Raw genomic sequence first — 17,205 nt, 5'->3', positions numbered from 1 at the left:
GAGGGGGTTCGATGAAGGTAGTGCTGCCCGGGGGAACCGGACAGGTGGGCACGATTCTCGACCGTGCGCTGACGGCGGCCGGCCACGAGGTCACGGTGGTGACCCGGCGTCCCGTGCGGGCGCACGACATCGGATGGGACGGGGCCACGCTCGGCCGCTGGGCCGCGGCGATCGACGGCTGCGATGTCGTGATCAACCTGGCCGGACGCAGCGTCTCCTGCCGCTACACCGCCGGGAACCTGCAAGCCATGATGGACTCCCGGGTGGATTCGGCACGGGTGGTCGGCGAGGCGATCGCCGCCGCTGCGCGGCCACCGCGCGTCTGGCTGCAGATGAGTACGGCGACGGTCTACGCCCACAGCTTCGACGCGGCACACGACGAGGCGACCGGGGTGATCGGCGGCTCGGAGGCCGGGGTGCCGGACTACTGGGCGTACAGCGTCGAGATCGCAAAGAACTGGGAGCGGGCGCAGGCCGAAGCGCCGACTCCCGCGACCCGCAAGGTGGCGCTGCGCTCGGCGATGGTCATGAGCCCGGACCGGGGCGGTGTGTTCGACGTGCTGTCGCGGCTGGCGCGACTCGGGCTGGGCGGTCCGGTGGCCGGCGGCGCGCAGTACGTCTCCTGGATCCATGACGAGGACTTCGTGCGAGCGGTGGAGTTCCTGATCGCCCGGGACGACCTCGAGGGGCCGGTGAACCTCGCCTCGCCCGGACCCCTTCCGCACCGCGACTTCATGCGGGCGCTGCGCACGGCCCGGGGCGTCCCGGTGGGGCTGCCGGCGACGCGCTGGATGGCCGAGTTGGGGGCGTTCGTGCTGCGCTCGGACACGGAGCTGCTGCTCAAGAGCCGTCGGGTGGTGCCGGGCCGGCTGCGCGCAGCCGGGTTCGCTTTCGCGTATCCCGAGTGGGAGAGGGCCGCTACGTCCCTCGTAGAGCGGGCCGGGCCGGTTCGTGCGGCATCGGGTCGGGCCGGTGAATCGAGCCACGCTGTGTAGACGACCACAAGAAGCAAGAAGTGGACCGGTGCCGGTTCTCGTGAACAAAGGCGGACCGTCGTAGCTGCGCTCCTTTAACGCCGGACTGCGTTACGAGGGCCGCGAACCGTGCGGTTGCGGCAAGGAACCCACGTTCCGAGCACACGGGGGGCACGCCGAATCACAGTAGCTCGAACCGGCGCGACCCCCGTGCGCTCGAACCAGATGCGCTATAGCGATTGCGCAGCGAGGGTGGCACTCATTGCGCAGGTGGCTGCGCAATGAATCCGAAGTCCCGCGCAGTAGGCGGCTGCGCAGGTTGGGAAGGCGGCGTCAGCGTATTGGCTGCACACTCGCCCATGCTGTGCACAACCGCGTTGCTGCGATCCCTCCCGGGGGCGATGCACGCCCCGATCCGTCGCAGGACTTGCCGGCCGGACCCAGAGGCTCGGGATTGTTCCCCCGTCCCGCCGCTCTCAGGACAGTGACCGCCTCAGAGGCCGTGGTCGGGCTCATGGGGTGGATTCGAGGGATCGTTGCAACACGTGGTGTGTTGATCAAGCGCGAGCAGTGCAGGCAGGGGCTCGGCGGGGAGTTCCAGTGGAGCCGCCGTTGCAGCCTCGGTGCCGTGGTGGTGGTGCGTCTTGGTAGCGACCGGTTGAGCAATCATCAGAAGTCGGGGCCTCCCCCTCATCCGCATTGCCCCAGCTCCGTTGCTCGGCACCGGCCGTGCCGGCTGCGAAGCACGTCCGTTCCTGTGCAACCACATCCCGGATTCGGGAACCGCGGTCGAGCCCCGAGCGCCGTTCCCCGTCAGCTCAGGTTCTTCTCCAGCGCGGTCAGGTAGCTGGCCATGAAGTGGTCGCGGATTCCGTCCGAGGCGGGGGCGAAGGCGTCTGCGGTGAGTCCTGCGGCCTTGTCCTTCAGGCCCGCCAGCATGGACGTGGCGGTGTGGAGTTTGCCGGTGTGGTCGAGGTAGCGCAGGGCCGCCACGTGAGTGAAGGCGGGCTCGGGCGGCAGTGTCGGGACGATGTCGTTGTTGTTGACGAACCGGAACACCCGGTCTTTGAGACCCTTGTTGTATGCGGCGGCGAGCAGGCGGTCGCAGGTGCGGGGCTGGCCGTAGGTGTAGACGCCGTCGGCGGCGAGCTGGGGGTCTTCCAGGGACATGTGGGCGGCGGCCAGCATGGCAAGGGCGCCGCCGAGGCTGTGTCCGGTGAAGTACACCCGCTGGCCGTCGGTCCGCAGTTCCTCAATCGCTGTGTGGACGGTCGGCAGGATCGAGGCCAGGGCCTCGGCGAAGCCGTAGTGGACGTAGCCGATACCGGCCGGGCCAGGTGCGGACGGGGTGCTGGCGTCGGTGAGCCAGTCCTTGATCTGTGCCGGTTCGGTCCCGCGGAAGGCGGTAACGACCATACGGGGTCCGGCCATGGTGTAGGCCTGGGTGTCCTGGAGCGGGAACGGCGGGGTGAACGCCGTCTCGTGGTGCCGCACCCGGGAGAAGCCCCATGTGGTTGCCTGTGCCTCGATGACGGGGCGTTCCTTGTAGGCCAGGTCGCAGGCGCGGGCGAGCCAGTAGGCGCGCTCGGTGCTGTCGCCGGATGCCTGCTGGTCGAACAGCGTGGGTACAGCCATCGCAATCCCTCAGTTCTCTGGTCTGGTGCCTTCGTCGGCAACGCCCTCTGCAGATCCCGCTCTCACTGGCCGGATGCGCGGCATGGGACCGTGCCGCCAGCCGGCGAACCAGGAGGCCGAGGCGGCGGGGAGGCGGCGGGCGGGGTGTTGTTACGGGACCTGCTGGTAGGTGAGCGTGGCGGCAGGGCACTGCTCGGCGAACCGCTCCAGGGCCTGCCGCTCGGCGGCATCCGCGCTCAGGCGCCAGCGGAGCTTGTCCGCGACCCAGTCGATCGTGTATTTGCAGCGGTCCACCGGCACCGGCATCCAGTCCGCCGGGTCCTTGTCGCTCTTGGAACGGTTGGAGCTCCCGGAGACCGCGATCAGACTGTTCGGCGCGCCCTGGTCGTTGGCGTACGCCTCCCGTCGTGCCGCCGTCCAGGCGGCCGCTCCCGAGTCCCACGCTTCGGCCAACGGGACCATGTGGTCGACGTCCAGGTCCTTCGCCGCCGTGATCCACTTCTGGTCGTACTCCGAGTACCACCGTCCGCCCGTGAGTGCGCACTTCGGCCCCACCTGCGGCGCCTCCAGCGCCTCGGACAGGATCACTTCCTTGCGGGTGTCGCATCCGTCGTTCGGGTTCAGGCCCTTGTTCCAGTGCTTGAACTGCTCACGGCTGTAGCCGTCCCGGGAACCCTCCTCGGCCTCCTGGATCCACGACAGCGCCTCGAACAACGGAACCCCCGCCGCCGACGGTGGCGCCACCACCCCCGGGAGCACGGCGGACACCGCGGCTGCCGGGGGTGGTGCGGCCGGACGGGCCGAGGCGGCGGCCGCAGGGGCGGCCAGCGGGACAATGGACAGGGCGAGCGCGGGCAGGGCACGCAGCATGTTCTTGATCACGTATGCGGGTGTACCGGCAGCAGATACCGGTATACCCGCTGCCCCACGCGACTCTCCCCCAGGTGGGCGACCGAATTCACCGCAGAAACGATCAGCACCAGTCGGACCACCTACGCGGCGAAGAGGCTCGCGGGCTGCGAGCGGGGTGCACGACCGCGCCTCGGAGACGTTCGCGACCTGGTGGATTCGAGAAGCGGCCATCGCGGGTGACCCACGCGGGCTCGAACTGGATGCGCAATAGCGGTTGCGCAGCGAGGCCGGCACTCATTGTGCAGGTGGCTGCGCAATAGATCCGAAGTCCTGCGCAGTGGGGCGGGTACGGGCGGCTGCGCAGGCGGGAAGGCAGCGTCAGCGTATCGGCTGTGCACTCGCCCATGCCGTGCGCAACCGCGTTGCTGCGATCTCTCCCGGGGGCGATGCGCGCCCCGATCCGTCGCAGGACTTGCCGTCTGGGCCCGGAGGCTCGGGGTTGTTCCCCCTTCCCGCCGCTCTCAGGACGGTGACCGCCTCAGGGGCCGTGGTCGGGCTCCTGGTCGGCCTGACCATGAGCCCGACCACGGGCTTTGTGTCCCCATCGTGACCGTGGTCGGGGTCCGGTGGTCGGTGGTCGGGTCGGGGGCGCCGGGTTTTCTCAAGGTCAGCAAGTACACGTTCTGACCTGGGAGTTCGACCATGTCTGTTGGCAAGCAGGCCTCGGGCAGCGAGGCCGCTGCTCCGATGGTTGCGGGGGCCCGGCTGGAGGCGATGCGACGCCGCGTCCGGCTTTCGCGTCTGGCTCTTTGGACCGTCATCGCGGCCGGCCCCGTCGCCCTGGGTGTCGCCATCACCTCCACTCCGGCCACGGTTGAGGCGGCCACGGCCACCAGGCCCGCCGCCGTGCGCACCACGGCCGCCGCTGACCCGGCCGGCTATGCGCAGCTGTTCCTCGGCGCGTGGTTGCGCAGCAGTGCGGATGACGCCACGAGTGCGCAGGCGCGGTTTGTGCAGTCGATGGGGCCGGATGTCGATCTGCCCGACCCGGCCCCCGGTGCGCCCTCGAAGCTGGCCTCCGTGAGCGTGGTGCGCAGTGTGCAGCGCGCGGGCGGTGCGTGGTCGGTGACGGTGGCTGCGCAGTACGCCGACGGAGCGGTGCGCTACTACGCGGTCCCTGTCGCTGGGGACCGTGCGGGCACGGCGTTCGCGGTGACGGCTGCGCCTGGCGTGGTGGCTGGCCCTGCCCTGATCGACGTGCCGGCGTCGTTGTACGGCGTGCGTGTCCCTGAAGGGGCTCTGGCCTCTGCTGTTGGGGAGTTCCTCGGCGCGTATCTCACGGGGGCCGGGGAGGTGGACCGCTACCTCGCGCCCGGGGTGAAGCTGTCGGCCGTCTCTCCTTCCCCGTACTCGGTGGTCGTGGTGCAGCAGGTGCTCGCTGCTGAGAAGGCGGCGGCCGCCGAGCAGATGCCGGGCGACGGCACTCGGGTGCGTGTCCTTGCCCAGGTGGAGGCCCGGGATGCGGGAGGACGGTGGCCGCTGGCCTACGAGGTCGTGTTGAAGGCCCGCTCCGGCCGGTGGGAAGTCGCCGGACTGGAATCCGGCAATGTCCAGGCCGGGGGTGTCCGGTGACCACGGTGCACAGTCTGATGCTCGCCGGGGAGCTGAACGACCTCGGCGACAGCTGGATCAACATGTTCAAGGAGTGGGCGACCAAGGGCCTGCAGGCCGGTCTGGTCGTGCTCGTCGTCGTCATCATGATCCAGAAGTTCAGCCTCAAGGCGGGGATCGGCGCCCTGATGCTGATGATCATCGCGCTGGGGCTGTACAACTCCCGCCAGGACCTTGCCGACATGTTCGAGGACGAGGTCAAAAACCCGGCCAAGGGCGCGCCCGCGATCCCCGGCATCGTCCGTGACCCCGGTTCCGTCGTCCGTGACCCCGGTTCCGTCGTGCGGGAGCCCTCCGCAGGTGCGGGAGGCCGGCTGTGAGCGCGGCCGCCGGGCGGGTGGGGCGCTTCTACACCTCGGCCCGCCGCCACCCGTGGGTGCTGGGGAAAGTGGCGGACTGGAAGATCCCGCTCGGCCCGTATACCCCAGCACAGATCGCGGTCGCTGTGGGCGGCTGCTTCCTGCTCATCAAGACCATCAGCTGGTGGTCTTGGATGGGACCCGTCCCGATCGCGGCCTGGCTGCTGGCGATCTGGGCGATGCGCCGGCCAAAGATCCGGGGCCGTGCACCGATGCAGGCGGCACTGGGCTGGATGCTGCTGGGCTGGCAGCCTCGCGGAGGCCGGATCGGCGGCCACGCCGCACGCGACCGTGCTCCCCGCCCGCTGCTGGGCGGCTTCACCATCGAGGACGCTCTCCCCTCCACCCCGGCGGGCGACTTTGCCGGTGCCGTTCGGTGGCCTGCCAGCCGGACTCCGCGCCGCAGTGCCGCCTCAGTGCACCGGCAGGCAAGCAGGCACTCGCCGCCGGCAGGCTCCGCGGCGCCGGCGCCGCCGGTGTCGGGCGTGCAGCAGTTGCTCGCCCTCGCCGAGCAGGCGGGAGGTGCGCGGTGAGGATCCCGATCCGGCACATCGCCGGACACCTGGTCTGGTCGACGCACGGCAGCGTGTGGGCCCTCTACCGGCTGCACCCCGGACCGGACGCCCACGGTCGGACGGAGGAAACCGTTCAGGGCACCTACGTCCCCGCCGCCGTGCGAGACGAACAGCTCGCCCAGATCACCCACATGGTGCGCTCCATGACCGGGGCACCGCGCCTGTACGGGATGTGCGCGCAGGTCAATCCGGGCGCGATCGCGCTCCGCATGATCGAGGGCATCAAACCGGCCGGCACCTCGCCGGAGGTCGGCCCGCATCCGTGGGTGGAGAACGTCGAGGCCACCCTGGACCTGCTGGACGACCAGGAGATGCACCGCCGCACCCTGTGGCTCGCCGTACCGCTGCAGACCGAGACAGCCGGCCTGCAGGTGTCGGCGTCGCTCGGGGCCATGTGGGCCGAACTCGGTGCGGCGCTGGGCATCCGGCCCGCGCCGGTGGCACGGCGTGAGGTGAGCGCCTACCGCGAGCAGGCCTCCCGCGTGGAAGCAGCGCTCGCCGGCGGGATCGCCTTCCGTCCCGCCCGCCCGGCGGAGATCGTGTGGATGGTCCAGCACACCCTCCATCGCGGTCTGCCGGAGCCACTGCTGTCCGAGGCCGAAGCGAGCGAACGGTACGGCGGTCGGGTCCGCGAGGGCGTGCTGCACTCCCCCAGCTACGCCGACCTCGGCCAGGTGCGCCTGCAGGAAGGCGGCATCGACCCCGCCGTCGACGACGTCGACGATCTCAAGAGCGCGGGCCAGATCACGCGGTCGGGCCGCAACTCCTGGTGGCGGCTGAACACCTCCTCCCCGCTCAGGCGGCGCTGGCTGCAGGTCGAATCCGAAGCCGGCGTGGGCTATCAGGCGCAGTTGGCGCTGGCCGAGTGTCCGCCTGTGGTCAGTCAGGACGCCGCCGACCTGTTCGCCCAGCTGGAGAGCCTGGACTTTCCCGTCGACTACACGATCGACCTCACCCTGGTGCCCGCGGAGAAGGCCCGCGACCAAGTGCGGCGCAAGAAGACCGAGTTGATCGACCAGGCCGACCAGTACGACGCCCGGCCCACCGGGATGCCCGCCTCACTGACCGAGGCGGCCCGCGATCTGGGCGAGCTGGACGCCCGCCTGTCACGCTCTTCGGTCGAGGTCGAGGTGCAGTCGGTGACCGTGCTGACGGTGTGGGGGCCGACCGCGGCCGTCTGCGACGCGCGGGCCCGGGCGCTGGCCGCGCTGCTCGGCGGCGCCGACTACCGGGCGGTGCGCCCGGCCGGCCTGCAGGAGGCCCTGTTCACCCTCGGCCTGCCCGCAACGGTGCGGCCCGGCGTGGTGCGGGAGTTCACCCAGCACCAGGTCTCCGAGGACTGGGCGTTGGGCGGCGCCTTCACCATCGGCGAGGTCGGCGACCCGAACGGCATGTTCCTCGGTATCGACCTGGACTGCGGCACCACCCGCCCCGTGATGATCAACGTTGCGGATGCCCCCAAGCAGGATGCGTCCGCGTCCATGGGGATCGTCGGGGACCTGGGGGCAGGCAAGAGCGTCCTGGAGAAACTGATCGCGGAGGCGGTGTGGGCGCGCGGAGGCTGCGCGATCTGTATCGACCGCACCCCTGTGCGCGAATGGGCGACCTTCGCCCGCACCGCCGCGAAGGGCCGCGTCCAGATCGTCGATGCCGCTCGGGCCGAGGTGTCGATCGATCCGCTGCGGATGTTCGACGGTCCCGAGGGCCGCCACTACGCCCTGTCCTACCTGACCCTTCAGCTCGGCATCGGTGCGATGAGCACCAGCGGCGAGGTCCTGCACCACGCCGTCGAGCAGGCCGCCGCCGGCGATGCCCCTTCCATGCACCGCGTGCTTGTAGTCCTTGAGGAGATGGCTGTGCGGGAGGCGGGCAAGCGGCAGGACGCGGCCGCCACCCTGGCCGGCCTCGTCCGGGTCGTAGCCGGCAACTCCCTGGCCCGGATGGTGTTCGACCCGGCCCTGCCGCCGGTGCGGCTGGACGCCTCCAGCACCTCCGACATGATCGTCATCACCACCACAGGGTTGAGGCTGCCCCCGAAAGCCGCGTTCGACAAACCCGAAGTCCTCCACCAGCAGCCGCTGGAAGCCCTGATCGGCCGCGCGGTGCTCTACCTGATCGCCGCGATCGCCCGGCAGACCGCGTTCGAGGACCCCGAGCGGTTCACCGCCGTGGTCCTGGACGAGCTGTACTGGCTCACCTCGTCCGCCGAGGGCACCGCCCTGGTCCACGAGATCCTCCACGACGGCCGCAAGCACGGCGCCGGCCTGCTCGCCGCATCCCATGACGCCGAGGAACTCGGCCCGGACCGGGGCCTGATGGCCTACCGGGCGCTCGCGCGCACCGCGGATCGTGAACGTGCCCGCCGCGGCCTGGAGTTCGTCGGGCTCGACCCGGCCGACGGCGAGCTGCTGCGGCTGGTGACCACCGGCCTGTCCCCCGTCGGCCGCAAGGGCCGGGAGGGCGAGTTCCTGCTGACCTGCCCGCGGCAGAACACGGGCCGCATCAAGGTCTCCATTCCCCGCATCGCGCGCATCACCACCTCCATCACCACCACACCAGGACGCCGCACGAGCGCTGCCCCGCCCTTCGTGCCCGCTGCCGGTGCGGCCGCGGATGCACATCCGAAGGAGCACGTCTGATGACCACGTCTTCCTGGGACCGCCCCCGACGCATCGCCACGGCCGCAAGCGTCCTCACCGTGATCGCCGTCCTCGCCGGCGCGGTCATCCTCGCCCTCGGTGCGGGCCTGCCGGACGCGTCGCGACCGCACACCGGACACGCTTTCGCCGCCGACACATCCACCACGCACCACAATCCCTGCGCCTTGATCGTGGGCCCGGCGAAGGCGTACTGCGAGCGCGGAGCCACCACCGCCGCTGGCCACCGGGACGGGGCCGGTGCCTCGTGGCGGCTGGTGCCCGCCGGTGCTTTTGTGGCTGCCCTGCTGGTGTGGCGGCTGCGGCACGACGCTGGGCAACGGCGGCGCTGACATGTGGCGTCCAGAGCGGGCAACCCTGCGTTCGGCCGGCTTCGTCGCCCTGCTCACCGGCGTGTTCCTCCTGGTGAACACCCAGGTCGTATACGCGGCCAGCAGCAGTAACGAGACAGGAGACCTGCTCGCCCCGCTGAACATCTACTCGTCCGAGGGTGTCCCGATCGACGGGTACGACCTGAACGCCGAGGGCGGATCCATTGTCGCCTTCAAGACGCAGGCCCTCGCTTTCGCCCTGTCAGGGCTGTTCACCCTGATCCGGCTGCTCGTCGGACTGGCGGGGTGGGCCATCGAAGTGGCGTTCCGCTTCCCCCTGTTGAAGATCCTGGCCCGCCCGGCGCAGAAGGTCGCCGACACCTACGACAACGTCGTGGTCGACACTCTCGGGCTGAAGGGGCTGCTGCTGGCGTGGGCGTTCGTCTTCGGCGGATTCATGATCGTGCGCGGGCGGGTCGGGCGGGGCCTGGGTGAAATGTTCCTCACCCTGCTCATTGCGGCGTTCGCCGCCTCGGCTCTGATCCGCCCCGACACCCTGCTCTCCCAGGACGGACCGCTGGGACAGTCCCAGCAGGTGGCCGCCGAGGTCGCCCAGCAGAGCGTCAACTCCTACGACTGGGGCGGCAAACTCGCCAGCTACGACCCATGCGCCGGCATGGCCGGCAACGCAGAGATCAAGTGCGATGAACGTGAAGGCGAAGGGCCGGTCTCCTCGACACAGGTGGCCCGCCCCATCCAGGACTCGATCACCAACGCCCTGATCGTCAAGCCGTACATGCTCCTTCAGTACGGACGCATCCTCGACCCGGCCAGGACGGGCGACCGCAAGGCCTACGCCGTCCACCTGAAGTGGATCACCGGCGGGTACCTGGCCGACTGGACTCCCTCGGACCATGCGAAGGACGCCTGCAGCCGGATTCGCGGGCCGGCCAAGAAGTACTGCGAGAGCAGCGTCGACGGCAAGGCGAGCAGGAGCAAGCCGAGCAGCAGCGACGATCTCCCGGCGTTCACGCCCGGAGGCGAACTCCTCGGCGCCTCCAACGCGATCATCACCGACGAGGACCAGGCCTTCTCCGCGTTCCTCGCCGACATGAAGAAGGCCGGACCGGTCGGAAAGTCGTGCGCCGCCTACGCGGAAAAGCCCACCTGGTGGCGGGTCGGCGGAGCCGCCCTGCTGCTGGTCGCCGCGCTGTTCATCTGCGGCATGCTGCTGTCCAGCGCGATCGTTCTGCTCGGCACCCAGGGCATCTGCGCCGCGGCTGCGGCCATCGGCGGCGTCACGTTCGTCGCGGGCATGCTGCCCGGGCCCGCGCGCCAGTCGGTGTGGAAGTGGCTGTCCCTGTGGGGGATCGCGGTCCTGGCCGTGGTCGCGATCTGCGCGTTCATCCCGTTCTTCGGCATCGCCGTCGATGCCACCGTCACCAACGGGCCCGACCTGATGGTGGAGCGGATCCTGCTCATCGACGTCCTCGCGATTGCCGGCGCGGCCGGGCACCGCAGGCTCCTGACCGGCATCACCTCCTTCGGCCGGCGCATGGCTATGCGCATGCGCTATGCCAAGGTCGGCGGTACCCACCTGCCGGGCGACACCTCCGAGCTCGGCGCGGCGCTCGCTATGAACTCCCCCGCCGCCATGGGCGGATACGGAGCAGGGCTGCGCGCCTTCACCGGTGGCGGGGGCGGCCGGTACGGGATGCTCGGCACCCGCCGGCGGCTGATGGGCGCGCTCGCCTCCCTCGTCGACGGCGCTGGCATGCCCCTGGACACCGGTGGGGTGCTCGCCGACGCTGCCGCCGAGGCCGGGCGCGGGCTCGCCCCGCTCACCGCGGCAGCTGCTCTGGGCGGGGCGGGGGCTCGGCTCGGTGTGAAGGGCGGCCACTGGCTGCTGATCGGCCGGCGGCCCGATCCTGAGCAGTTGGCCAAGTGGCGTAAGCCCACGGCTGACGGCGACCCGGACGCACACGGCCCGACCGGCGGCCCGGGCGGTGGTTCGGGCGGTGGGGGGCCGCACCGTCCCGGCGGTCCGCCCGACCGCTACCGCGACGAGAACGGCCAGGTCATCGACCGGCGCTCGGGGCAGGTGCTGCACGACCAGAACACCGACCGCACGCTGCTCTCCACGCGCGCCCACAACCGTCTGGTGCGCTTTCGCGGCTACCGCATCCTCCACCGGGGCAGCCGCCTCGTGTACGGGGCAACAGCCGCTCTCCCGGCCAGTGCCGGCCGGGCCCGCTCGGGCGGGTCGCAGTACGCGCAGGACGCCCGGCAGCAGGTGCGGGTGTGGGGCAACACCGTCCGCGAGGACGGCTGGGCCTGGGGTGACACGGGCCGTCACGTCTCCCGGGTCCTGCGGGAACACACCGATGACAGCGGCGGGCCCGGACCATTCGTCGTCGGCCGTCGCCTGCCGACCGCGACGTCGCCGACCGCGACCACCCGCCCGCCTGCCTCGACACGAACTGCTGGGTCCGGCGGAACCACGCGCGGCACCGTCCCGCCTCCCTCACCGACCCGTGTTTCAGCCTCTGGAGCTGGTAGCACCGCGGCGACGCCGCCGGCCCCGGCACCGCCGCGGCGGGGAGGCAGTACACCGCCGCCGGTGAGCAGCCAGCCGCAGGGGTCGGCTCTTCCCGGCGTCGGGAGCGCACGCAACCCGCGGGACGAGGCACGGGCCCGGATGCAGGAGCAGCTGCGGCGGACCGAGCCCGAAGCCGACCGGCTCAACCGCCTGCGCCAGGTGCGGGACCGGTGGCGGGACGAGGACGGTGAGGACGAGTGACCCAGCCTGGACGCCGCGTCCGGCGATGGGGCTGCATGGTGGCGCTGCTGATGTTCGCCGCCGTGTGCTGTGCCGCGCCGGTAGGGAACGCGATCAGCGCGTACGTCGCCCTGAAGACGGGGGCACAGGACGACGGCGGAATCGCCGAGGGCGGCAGCGCCGCAAACATCCCGCCCCGGATGCTGACCGCCTACAAGAAGGCCGTCCAGCATGTCGGGAAGTACGTGCCCAAGTGCCAGGGCATGCGCTGGCCGATCCTGGCCGGGATCGCCAAGGTCGAGTCCAACCACGCCATCGGCCACAACATCACCGACAACGGTGGCATCACCCCGAAGATCTACGGAGTGCTCCTCAACGGCTCCGGCGCCAACAGGAACACCACCGCCTTCCCGGACACCGATGGCGGCAAGTGGGACGGCACCGCCACCGGGGAACGCGCCGTCGGCCCGTTCCAGTTCCTGCCCTCCACCTGGGCATCGGTCGCCAAGGACGCGAACACAGATGGGAGAGCCGACCCGCACAACGCCGACGACGCCGCCCTCGGCGCCGCCATCTACCTGTGCGCAGGCGGCCGCGACCTGGCCCAACGCTCTCAACTCAAGACCGCGATCCTCCAGTACAACCACTCCGGCGCCTACGTCGCCAACGTGCTGGGCTGGATCGACCAGTACACGGCGGCCGCCAAGGACCCGGACCTGAAGAACGTCACGGGAAAGGTCCGCACCGTAATCGAGGCGGCGCTCTCCCAACGGGGCGTGCCCTACGCGTGGGGCGGCGGCAACGCCCAGGGCCCGTCCTACGGCATCTGCTGCTCACCCAGCGGAAGGAGTGGCGCGGACATCAAGGGCTTCGACTGCTCGGGACTGACCGCGTACGCCTACGCCCGGGCCGGCATCCAACTGCCGCGCACCGCCGCCGCCCAGGCCGGGGTCGGCCGGCGGATACCCGCCCATCTGGGCACCGGCGCGCTCGCGCCCGGCGACCTCGTCTTTTATGCCGACGCCCCCGGCCGCGACGCGACGATCTACCACGTCGGCATCTACGTCGGGGGTGCCCGGATGGTCGACGCCGCCCGCCCGGGCACCGTGGTCCGCCTGGACGCGGTCGACGCGATGCCGGGATACGCGGGAGGGGCCCGGCCGTGGTGACCACGCCCCCGGCGCGCTCGCCGCGCCTGCTGCTGATCGCCACCCTGGTCCTGGCCGTGGCCGGGACGCTCCTGCTGACGGTGCCGAATGCGCCGAGCACACCCCCAACCGCGACACCGCGGGCGGCTGTCCCCACGTCGGCTCCCCCGGCAACCGCTCCCGGCCGCCGCTCCGCGCAGAGCGGGGCGCCCGCGGCAGCCACCTTCCCGGCGCAGACGGCCGACGCGTCCGCACTGCTGCCGCCGCGCGGCGAGGGCACAGTCGGCGATCGCGTCATCCAGAAGTCGCTGGAGGACGCCTGGCCCGCCGACCTTGCCGCCGCCGACGAGCACCAGCTCCTCAAGGCCGGCCGCGGCCTGCTGCGCGCAGACGCCACCGGCATCGGCCGCACCCAGTGGCCGGCGCTCTTCGGCAACCCGAACCAGGCGATCGCACCGGCATTCGCCGCCGCCCGTTTCCGCATCCAGGCCGCCATCGCCCGCAGCCAGGGCAGCCCGAACAAGGCGGTGGTGCACCTGGTGTGGGCGGGCACGGACCGCGGCGGCACCTACACCGACCGGCGCATCACCGACTGGTACTTCACCCGCACCTCGACGAAGGGAGCCTCCCCGTGGACACCCCAACCCCCTACCTGAGCGACCAGGCCCATCACACCGCGGCCGCGCCCCTCCTCGGCCTGCTGGCCGGCCTGGTCGACGCCGCCGACTGGCTCTACCACCACTGGTATCTGCTCCTGCCGACCGCCGCCGCGCTCTGGGCCACAGGCGAAGTCATCGTGCGGCGCCTTGCGTTGAAGGCCTCCGCCGAGCGCATGGCGCTCGAACTCGAACCCGCCCGGCACTTCGACCCAGGCCTGGAGGAGATCTTCCGCCGCGGAGTCCAGCTCGCCCGCGCCTCCACCAGCATGCCCTGGTGGGCACCACGCCGCACCAAGACCGTGCAGATCCGGCTGCGCGCCGACGGCTCTTGCCCTCTGCGCTACCGCATCGAGGGACCGGTCGGCGGTGAACGGCTGCTGTCCATCACTCCGTTCGGCCCCGCCGTCACCGTCACCCGGGCCCGGCCGATCGCCGACAAACCGCGCAAGCACACCGTGCGGGCCGAGTTCATCCTGCGCGGCAAGCCGATCGCCCCGCTGCGCGAAGTACCCCTGGAGCCCGACCCACTGCAGCCGCTCGTCGACGCGGTCTGCGACCTGCGCGCGGACCTCGGCGACCTCGCCGAAATCCGCCTCGACATCCAGCGAGCCCCGAAATGGGCGCTGCGGGCACGACGTCTGCACCTGATGCAGGCCGCCCACCGCTCCGAGCGCCGTGAAGCCCAGCGTGCCGTCCGCTGGATGCGCCGGGACACCGCAGGCATCGAGGACTCGCTGCCCCGTCAGCTCTGGCAGATTCTCAGCGCTCAGCACGGGTCGGCGGGAGCAGGACGCCGCCTGGTGATGCCGCCGGTGCCGCGCCGCGTGGATCGGGCCGAGGCGCTGGGCAAACTCGCCCATGACGACCAGCTGGTGCGGGTGCAGCTGCTCGTCACCTGTGCCTCCGACATCGAAGGACGGCCCCAGGCCCGGCTCGGACAACTCCAGGCCGCACTCGATGTGTTCGGTGGCCACTCCCGCTGGGCAATGCGCGGCCTGCGGATCGGGCCCTGGCGGCTGGGCGCCGACCGGTGGCCCAGCCGCCATGCCTTCGAACGCCGCTGGCAGCACGGGCACTGCCAGCCACCCCGCCCGAACTGGGTACGGCTGGAGGAACTCACCGGACTCCTCAAACCCCCGACCCTGCACTGCCGCCTGCCGCTGCTGGACCCCGAGCTGCCGACCTTCAAGTTCGGCAATCCCGCACTGCTGCTGCAGGGTATCCACCGCGCACCCGACGGCCGCCGCCGCCTGGTCGCCACCTACGCCGCAGAGACCCTGTTCGAGTGCGCGGTCGGCAAGGCGGGCGGCGGGAAGACCGAACGCGCCCTCGCGCAGGCGATCGGCTGGGCGCACGCCGGCGGCGGGCTGCTGTTCCTCGACCCGCACCGCGACTCCTGGCCGCGCGCCGCACCGTTCCTCGCCCACACCCCCCTCATGGACCGCATCGCGCTGATCGACCTCAACACGATCGGCCCCGTACCCCAGATCAGTTCCTGGAACCCGCTCGCCATGCACCAGGGCCAGGGCCAGCGTCCGGCCGCGCACGAGGTCGTCGAGGCGGTCACCGACGCCTTCGCCGCCGCACTGGGCTGGGAGGACGCCACCGCTCCCCGCGCCCTCACCCTCCTGACCGCAGCACTGTCCGTCCTCACCGCCGTCAACCAGGCCGCCTGCGAGGCCGGCCGCCCCGAGGACCAGGCCACGCTCTTCCAGGTGCGGTCCCTGCTCACCGACCCCGCCTTTCGCACCGCGGCCCTCGCCGCCACCGCCGACCGGCTCGATGAGGAAACCCGTTCCTGGTGGCAGAGCGTCTTCCCCACCATCCCCGCCGACGCCTTCGGCGTCGTCCTCAACCCGCTGGCCCGCCTCGCCGCCAACCCCGTCACCCGCGCCTTTCTCGGCCAGCCCCTCGGCGTCTACAACATCCGCGCAGCCATGGACCAGCGCATGATCGTGTGGGTGTGCCCGGCCGGCAACGGACCCACCGACCGGCTCCTGACCGCCCTGCTCGCCCGCGACCTGCTGCGCGCCGTCCGCTCCCGCCGCGACACCCCCGAAGACCAACGGGTGCCGTTCCGGCCCTACTTCGACGAACTGATCACCCTCACCGGCGCCGCCCCCGAGACCATCGCCGCCATGTTCGAGGACTTCCGCAAATACAAGGCGCACGTCCACGGGATGACCCAGCTGCTGGCCCGGCTGCCCGGCCCCGTGCGGATGTCGCTGACCCAGAACGCCTCCACCCTCGCGACCACCGCCGGATCACGGACCGCCATCGCCGCGATCACCGCCGAGTGGGGCGACAGCCCCAGCCCCGACCAGGTCGCCGCCCTCAACCGCTACGAGCACTACGCCACGCTGACCGTCCACGGACGCCGCCTGGGCCCCCTGCGCCTGCAGGGCCCCCACCTCGATGACGTCTTCGCCGACCTCGCCCGCCCCGGCGACGTCGCCGCCCTCGAACACGCCGCCCGCTCCACCGCCGGCACCCGTCCGCTGCACCAGCTCACCACCTGTGCGGCCGGCCAACTCGACCGCGTCGCCGCCTTCCTCGCCCAGCACACCCCCGCACAAGCACCGTCCAAGCGCCCGAGCACAAGCAAGGGATACCAATGACCACCGCCTCTCCCCCGACCCGGCCCGAGCCGCCGCCCTCCTTCACACCCAGTCCCCTCGAACCGCTGCCCCACCAGCTCCTGGCTGCACTCGCCCAGCACCGCATGGCCACCACCAGCCAACTGCGCATCCTGCTGCGGCCCCACGCGACCCGGCAGGCCATCTCCGGACCGCTCAACAAACTGCGCACACACGGCCTGGTCGACTACACCGTGCTGCCCCGGTCGAACCGCAGCCGCGCCTGGTATCTCACCCCCGACGGCGCACGCCTGACCCGCAACTGGCCGGCCCTGCGCGGCCGGCCGCCCTACCCCATCACCTCGACCACCGCCGCATCACTGAAAACCCCGCACACCCTCACCGCGGTCCGCGCCCACCTCGCCTTCGTCCGCGACGCCCGCCGACGCGGCGACGAGCACGGCCACCTCGACTGGACCCCCGAAGTGACCCACCCGCTCAGCGAGCGCGAACGCGTCATCGCCGACGCCGTCATGCACTACACCCTCAACGAAGGCCAACAACGCCGAAAACTCCGTGCGTTCATCGAAATCGACCGCGCCACCATGAGCAGCGAACGCCTCGCAGCCAAGCTCATCGACTACGCCCGGCTCTGGTCCCAGCCGTCACAACCCGCCAACCACCGACGCCCACGCCAGCACACCGAGACCGGCGCCGCGTGGCTGCGCTGGTACCCGGTCTACCCCCGGATCCTGTTCATCCTCACCGGAGCCTCACCCCACGTGCTCGCCCACCGGATCAGCGACCTGAGGGACATGACCGCCCAACACCCCCTCGTCGCCGCCCTCGCACGCAACGTTCCCCTCGGCGCCGCCACACTCGACGACCTCGAGACCGCCGGACCGAGCCAGAACGTCTGGGTCTGCCTCGCCGGCGCCCCAGACCGCCAGCCGTGGCACACCCTCCATCCGTGATTCACTTACGCAAAGACAAAATGAGGCCGAGTTCA

The 17,205-nt window shown here is 71.3% G+C and carries 13 protein-coding genes; 11 read left to right on the top strand and 2 right to left on the bottom strand.

Annotated features, from left to right (window positions below):
• The first annotated feature begins 11 nt into the window (after positions 1 to 11).
• A complete protein-coding gene (locus N4G66_RS36635) occupies positions 12 to 995 on the top strand; it encodes a TIGR01777 family oxidoreductase (protein ID WP_261708627.1) in 984 nt (327 codons plus the stop codon).
• A 792-nt stretch (positions 996 to 1,787) separates the two neighbouring features.
• Here N4G66_RS36635 and N4G66_RS36630 read toward each other — a convergent pair.
• Together N4G66_RS36630 and N4G66_RS36625 are read right to left on the bottom strand one after the other, a co-directional pair.
• On the bottom strand, positions 1,788 to 2,609 hold the full coding sequence (locus tag N4G66_RS36630) for a lipase family protein (protein WP_261708626.1): 822 nt from the start codon (positions 2,607 to 2,609) through the stop codon (positions 1,788 to 1,790).
• A gap of 150 nt (positions 2,610 to 2,759) precedes the next feature.
• On the bottom strand, positions 2,760 to 3,491 hold the full coding sequence (locus tag N4G66_RS36625; protein WP_261708625.1) for an HNH endonuclease family protein: 732 nt from the start codon (positions 3,489 to 3,491) through the stop codon (positions 2,760 to 2,762).
• 672 nt (positions 3,492 to 4,163) lie between these two features.
• On the opposite strand from N4G66_RS36625, the gene N4G66_RS36620 reads away from it, so the two are divergent.
• Genes N4G66_RS36620 through N4G66_RS36575 form a run of 10 tightly spaced genes read left to right on the top strand, consistent with a single transcriptional unit; the run spans position 4,164 to position 17,170 of the window.
• Complete coding sequence (locus tag N4G66_RS36620) at positions 4,164 to 5,093, top strand: conjugal transfer protein (protein ID WP_261708624.1); 930 nt, start codon at positions 4,164 to 4,166, stop codon at positions 5,091 to 5,093.
• Positions 5,090 to 5,452 carry a hypothetical protein gene (locus tag N4G66_RS36615; protein WP_261708623.1) on the top strand — a complete coding sequence of 121 codons (363 nt, stop codon included), beginning with the start codon at positions 5,090 to 5,092 and terminating at the stop codon, positions 5,450 to 5,452. The genes N4G66_RS36620 and N4G66_RS36615 overlap by 4 nt, the downstream gene beginning before the upstream one ends.
• Complete coding sequence (locus N4G66_RS36610; protein ID WP_261708622.1) at positions 5,449 to 6,024, top strand: hypothetical protein; 576 nt, start codon at positions 5,449 to 5,451, stop codon at positions 6,022 to 6,024. The genes N4G66_RS36615 and N4G66_RS36610 overlap by 4 nt, the downstream gene beginning before the upstream one ends.
• Entirely contained in the window at positions 6,021 to 8,705 is a 2,685-nt protein-coding gene (locus N4G66_RS36605; protein ID WP_261708621.1) for an ATP-binding protein, read from the top strand. Before N4G66_RS36610 ends, N4G66_RS36605 begins: the two co-directional genes overlap by 4 nt.
• Complete coding sequence (locus N4G66_RS36600; protein ID WP_261708620.1) at positions 8,705 to 9,055, top strand: hypothetical protein; 351 nt, start codon at positions 8,705 to 8,707, stop codon at positions 9,053 to 9,055. Before N4G66_RS36605 ends, N4G66_RS36600 begins: the two co-directional genes overlap by 1 nt.
• Before the next feature lies 1 nt (position 9,056).
• Positions 9,057 to 11,834, top strand: a complete 2,778-nt coding sequence (locus tag N4G66_RS36595) for a hypothetical protein (RefSeq protein WP_261708619.1) — start codon at positions 9,057 to 9,059, stop codon at positions 11,832 to 11,834.
• Positions 11,831 to 12,982 carry a C40 family peptidase gene (locus N4G66_RS36590; RefSeq protein ID WP_261708618.1) on the top strand — a complete coding sequence of 384 codons (1,152 nt, stop codon included), beginning with the start codon at positions 11,831 to 11,833 and terminating at the stop codon, positions 12,980 to 12,982. Before N4G66_RS36595 ends, N4G66_RS36590 begins: the two co-directional genes overlap by 4 nt.
• On the top strand, positions 12,979 to 13,617 hold the full coding sequence (locus N4G66_RS36585) for a hypothetical protein (RefSeq protein ID WP_261708617.1): 639 nt from the start codon (positions 12,979 to 12,981) through the stop codon (positions 13,615 to 13,617). Before N4G66_RS36590 ends, N4G66_RS36585 begins: the two co-directional genes overlap by 4 nt.
• The gene (locus N4G66_RS36580) at positions 13,593 to 16,238 is read left to right on the top strand and encodes an ATP/GTP-binding protein (RefSeq protein WP_261708616.1); all 2,646 of its coding nucleotides are present in this window, start codon (positions 13,593 to 13,595) and stop codon (positions 16,236 to 16,238) included. The genes N4G66_RS36585 and N4G66_RS36580 overlap by 25 nt, the downstream gene beginning before the upstream one ends.
• Positions 16,235 to 17,170 carry a replication-relaxation family protein gene (locus N4G66_RS36575; protein WP_261708615.1) on the top strand — a complete coding sequence of 312 codons (936 nt, stop codon included), beginning with the start codon at positions 16,235 to 16,237 and terminating at the stop codon, positions 17,168 to 17,170. The genes N4G66_RS36580 and N4G66_RS36575 overlap by 4 nt, the downstream gene beginning before the upstream one ends.
• The last annotated feature ends 35 nt before the right edge of the window (positions 17,171 to 17,205 follow it).

Origin of the sequence: Streptomyces rhizosphaerihabitans (genome assembly GCF_025399795.1) — a bacterium.
Classification (GTDB): domain Bacteria; phylum Actinomycetota; class Actinomycetes; order Streptomycetales; family Streptomycetaceae; genus Streptomyces; species Streptomyces rhizosphaerihabitans.
This window is presented reverse-complemented; position numbering and strand designations above follow the sequence as displayed.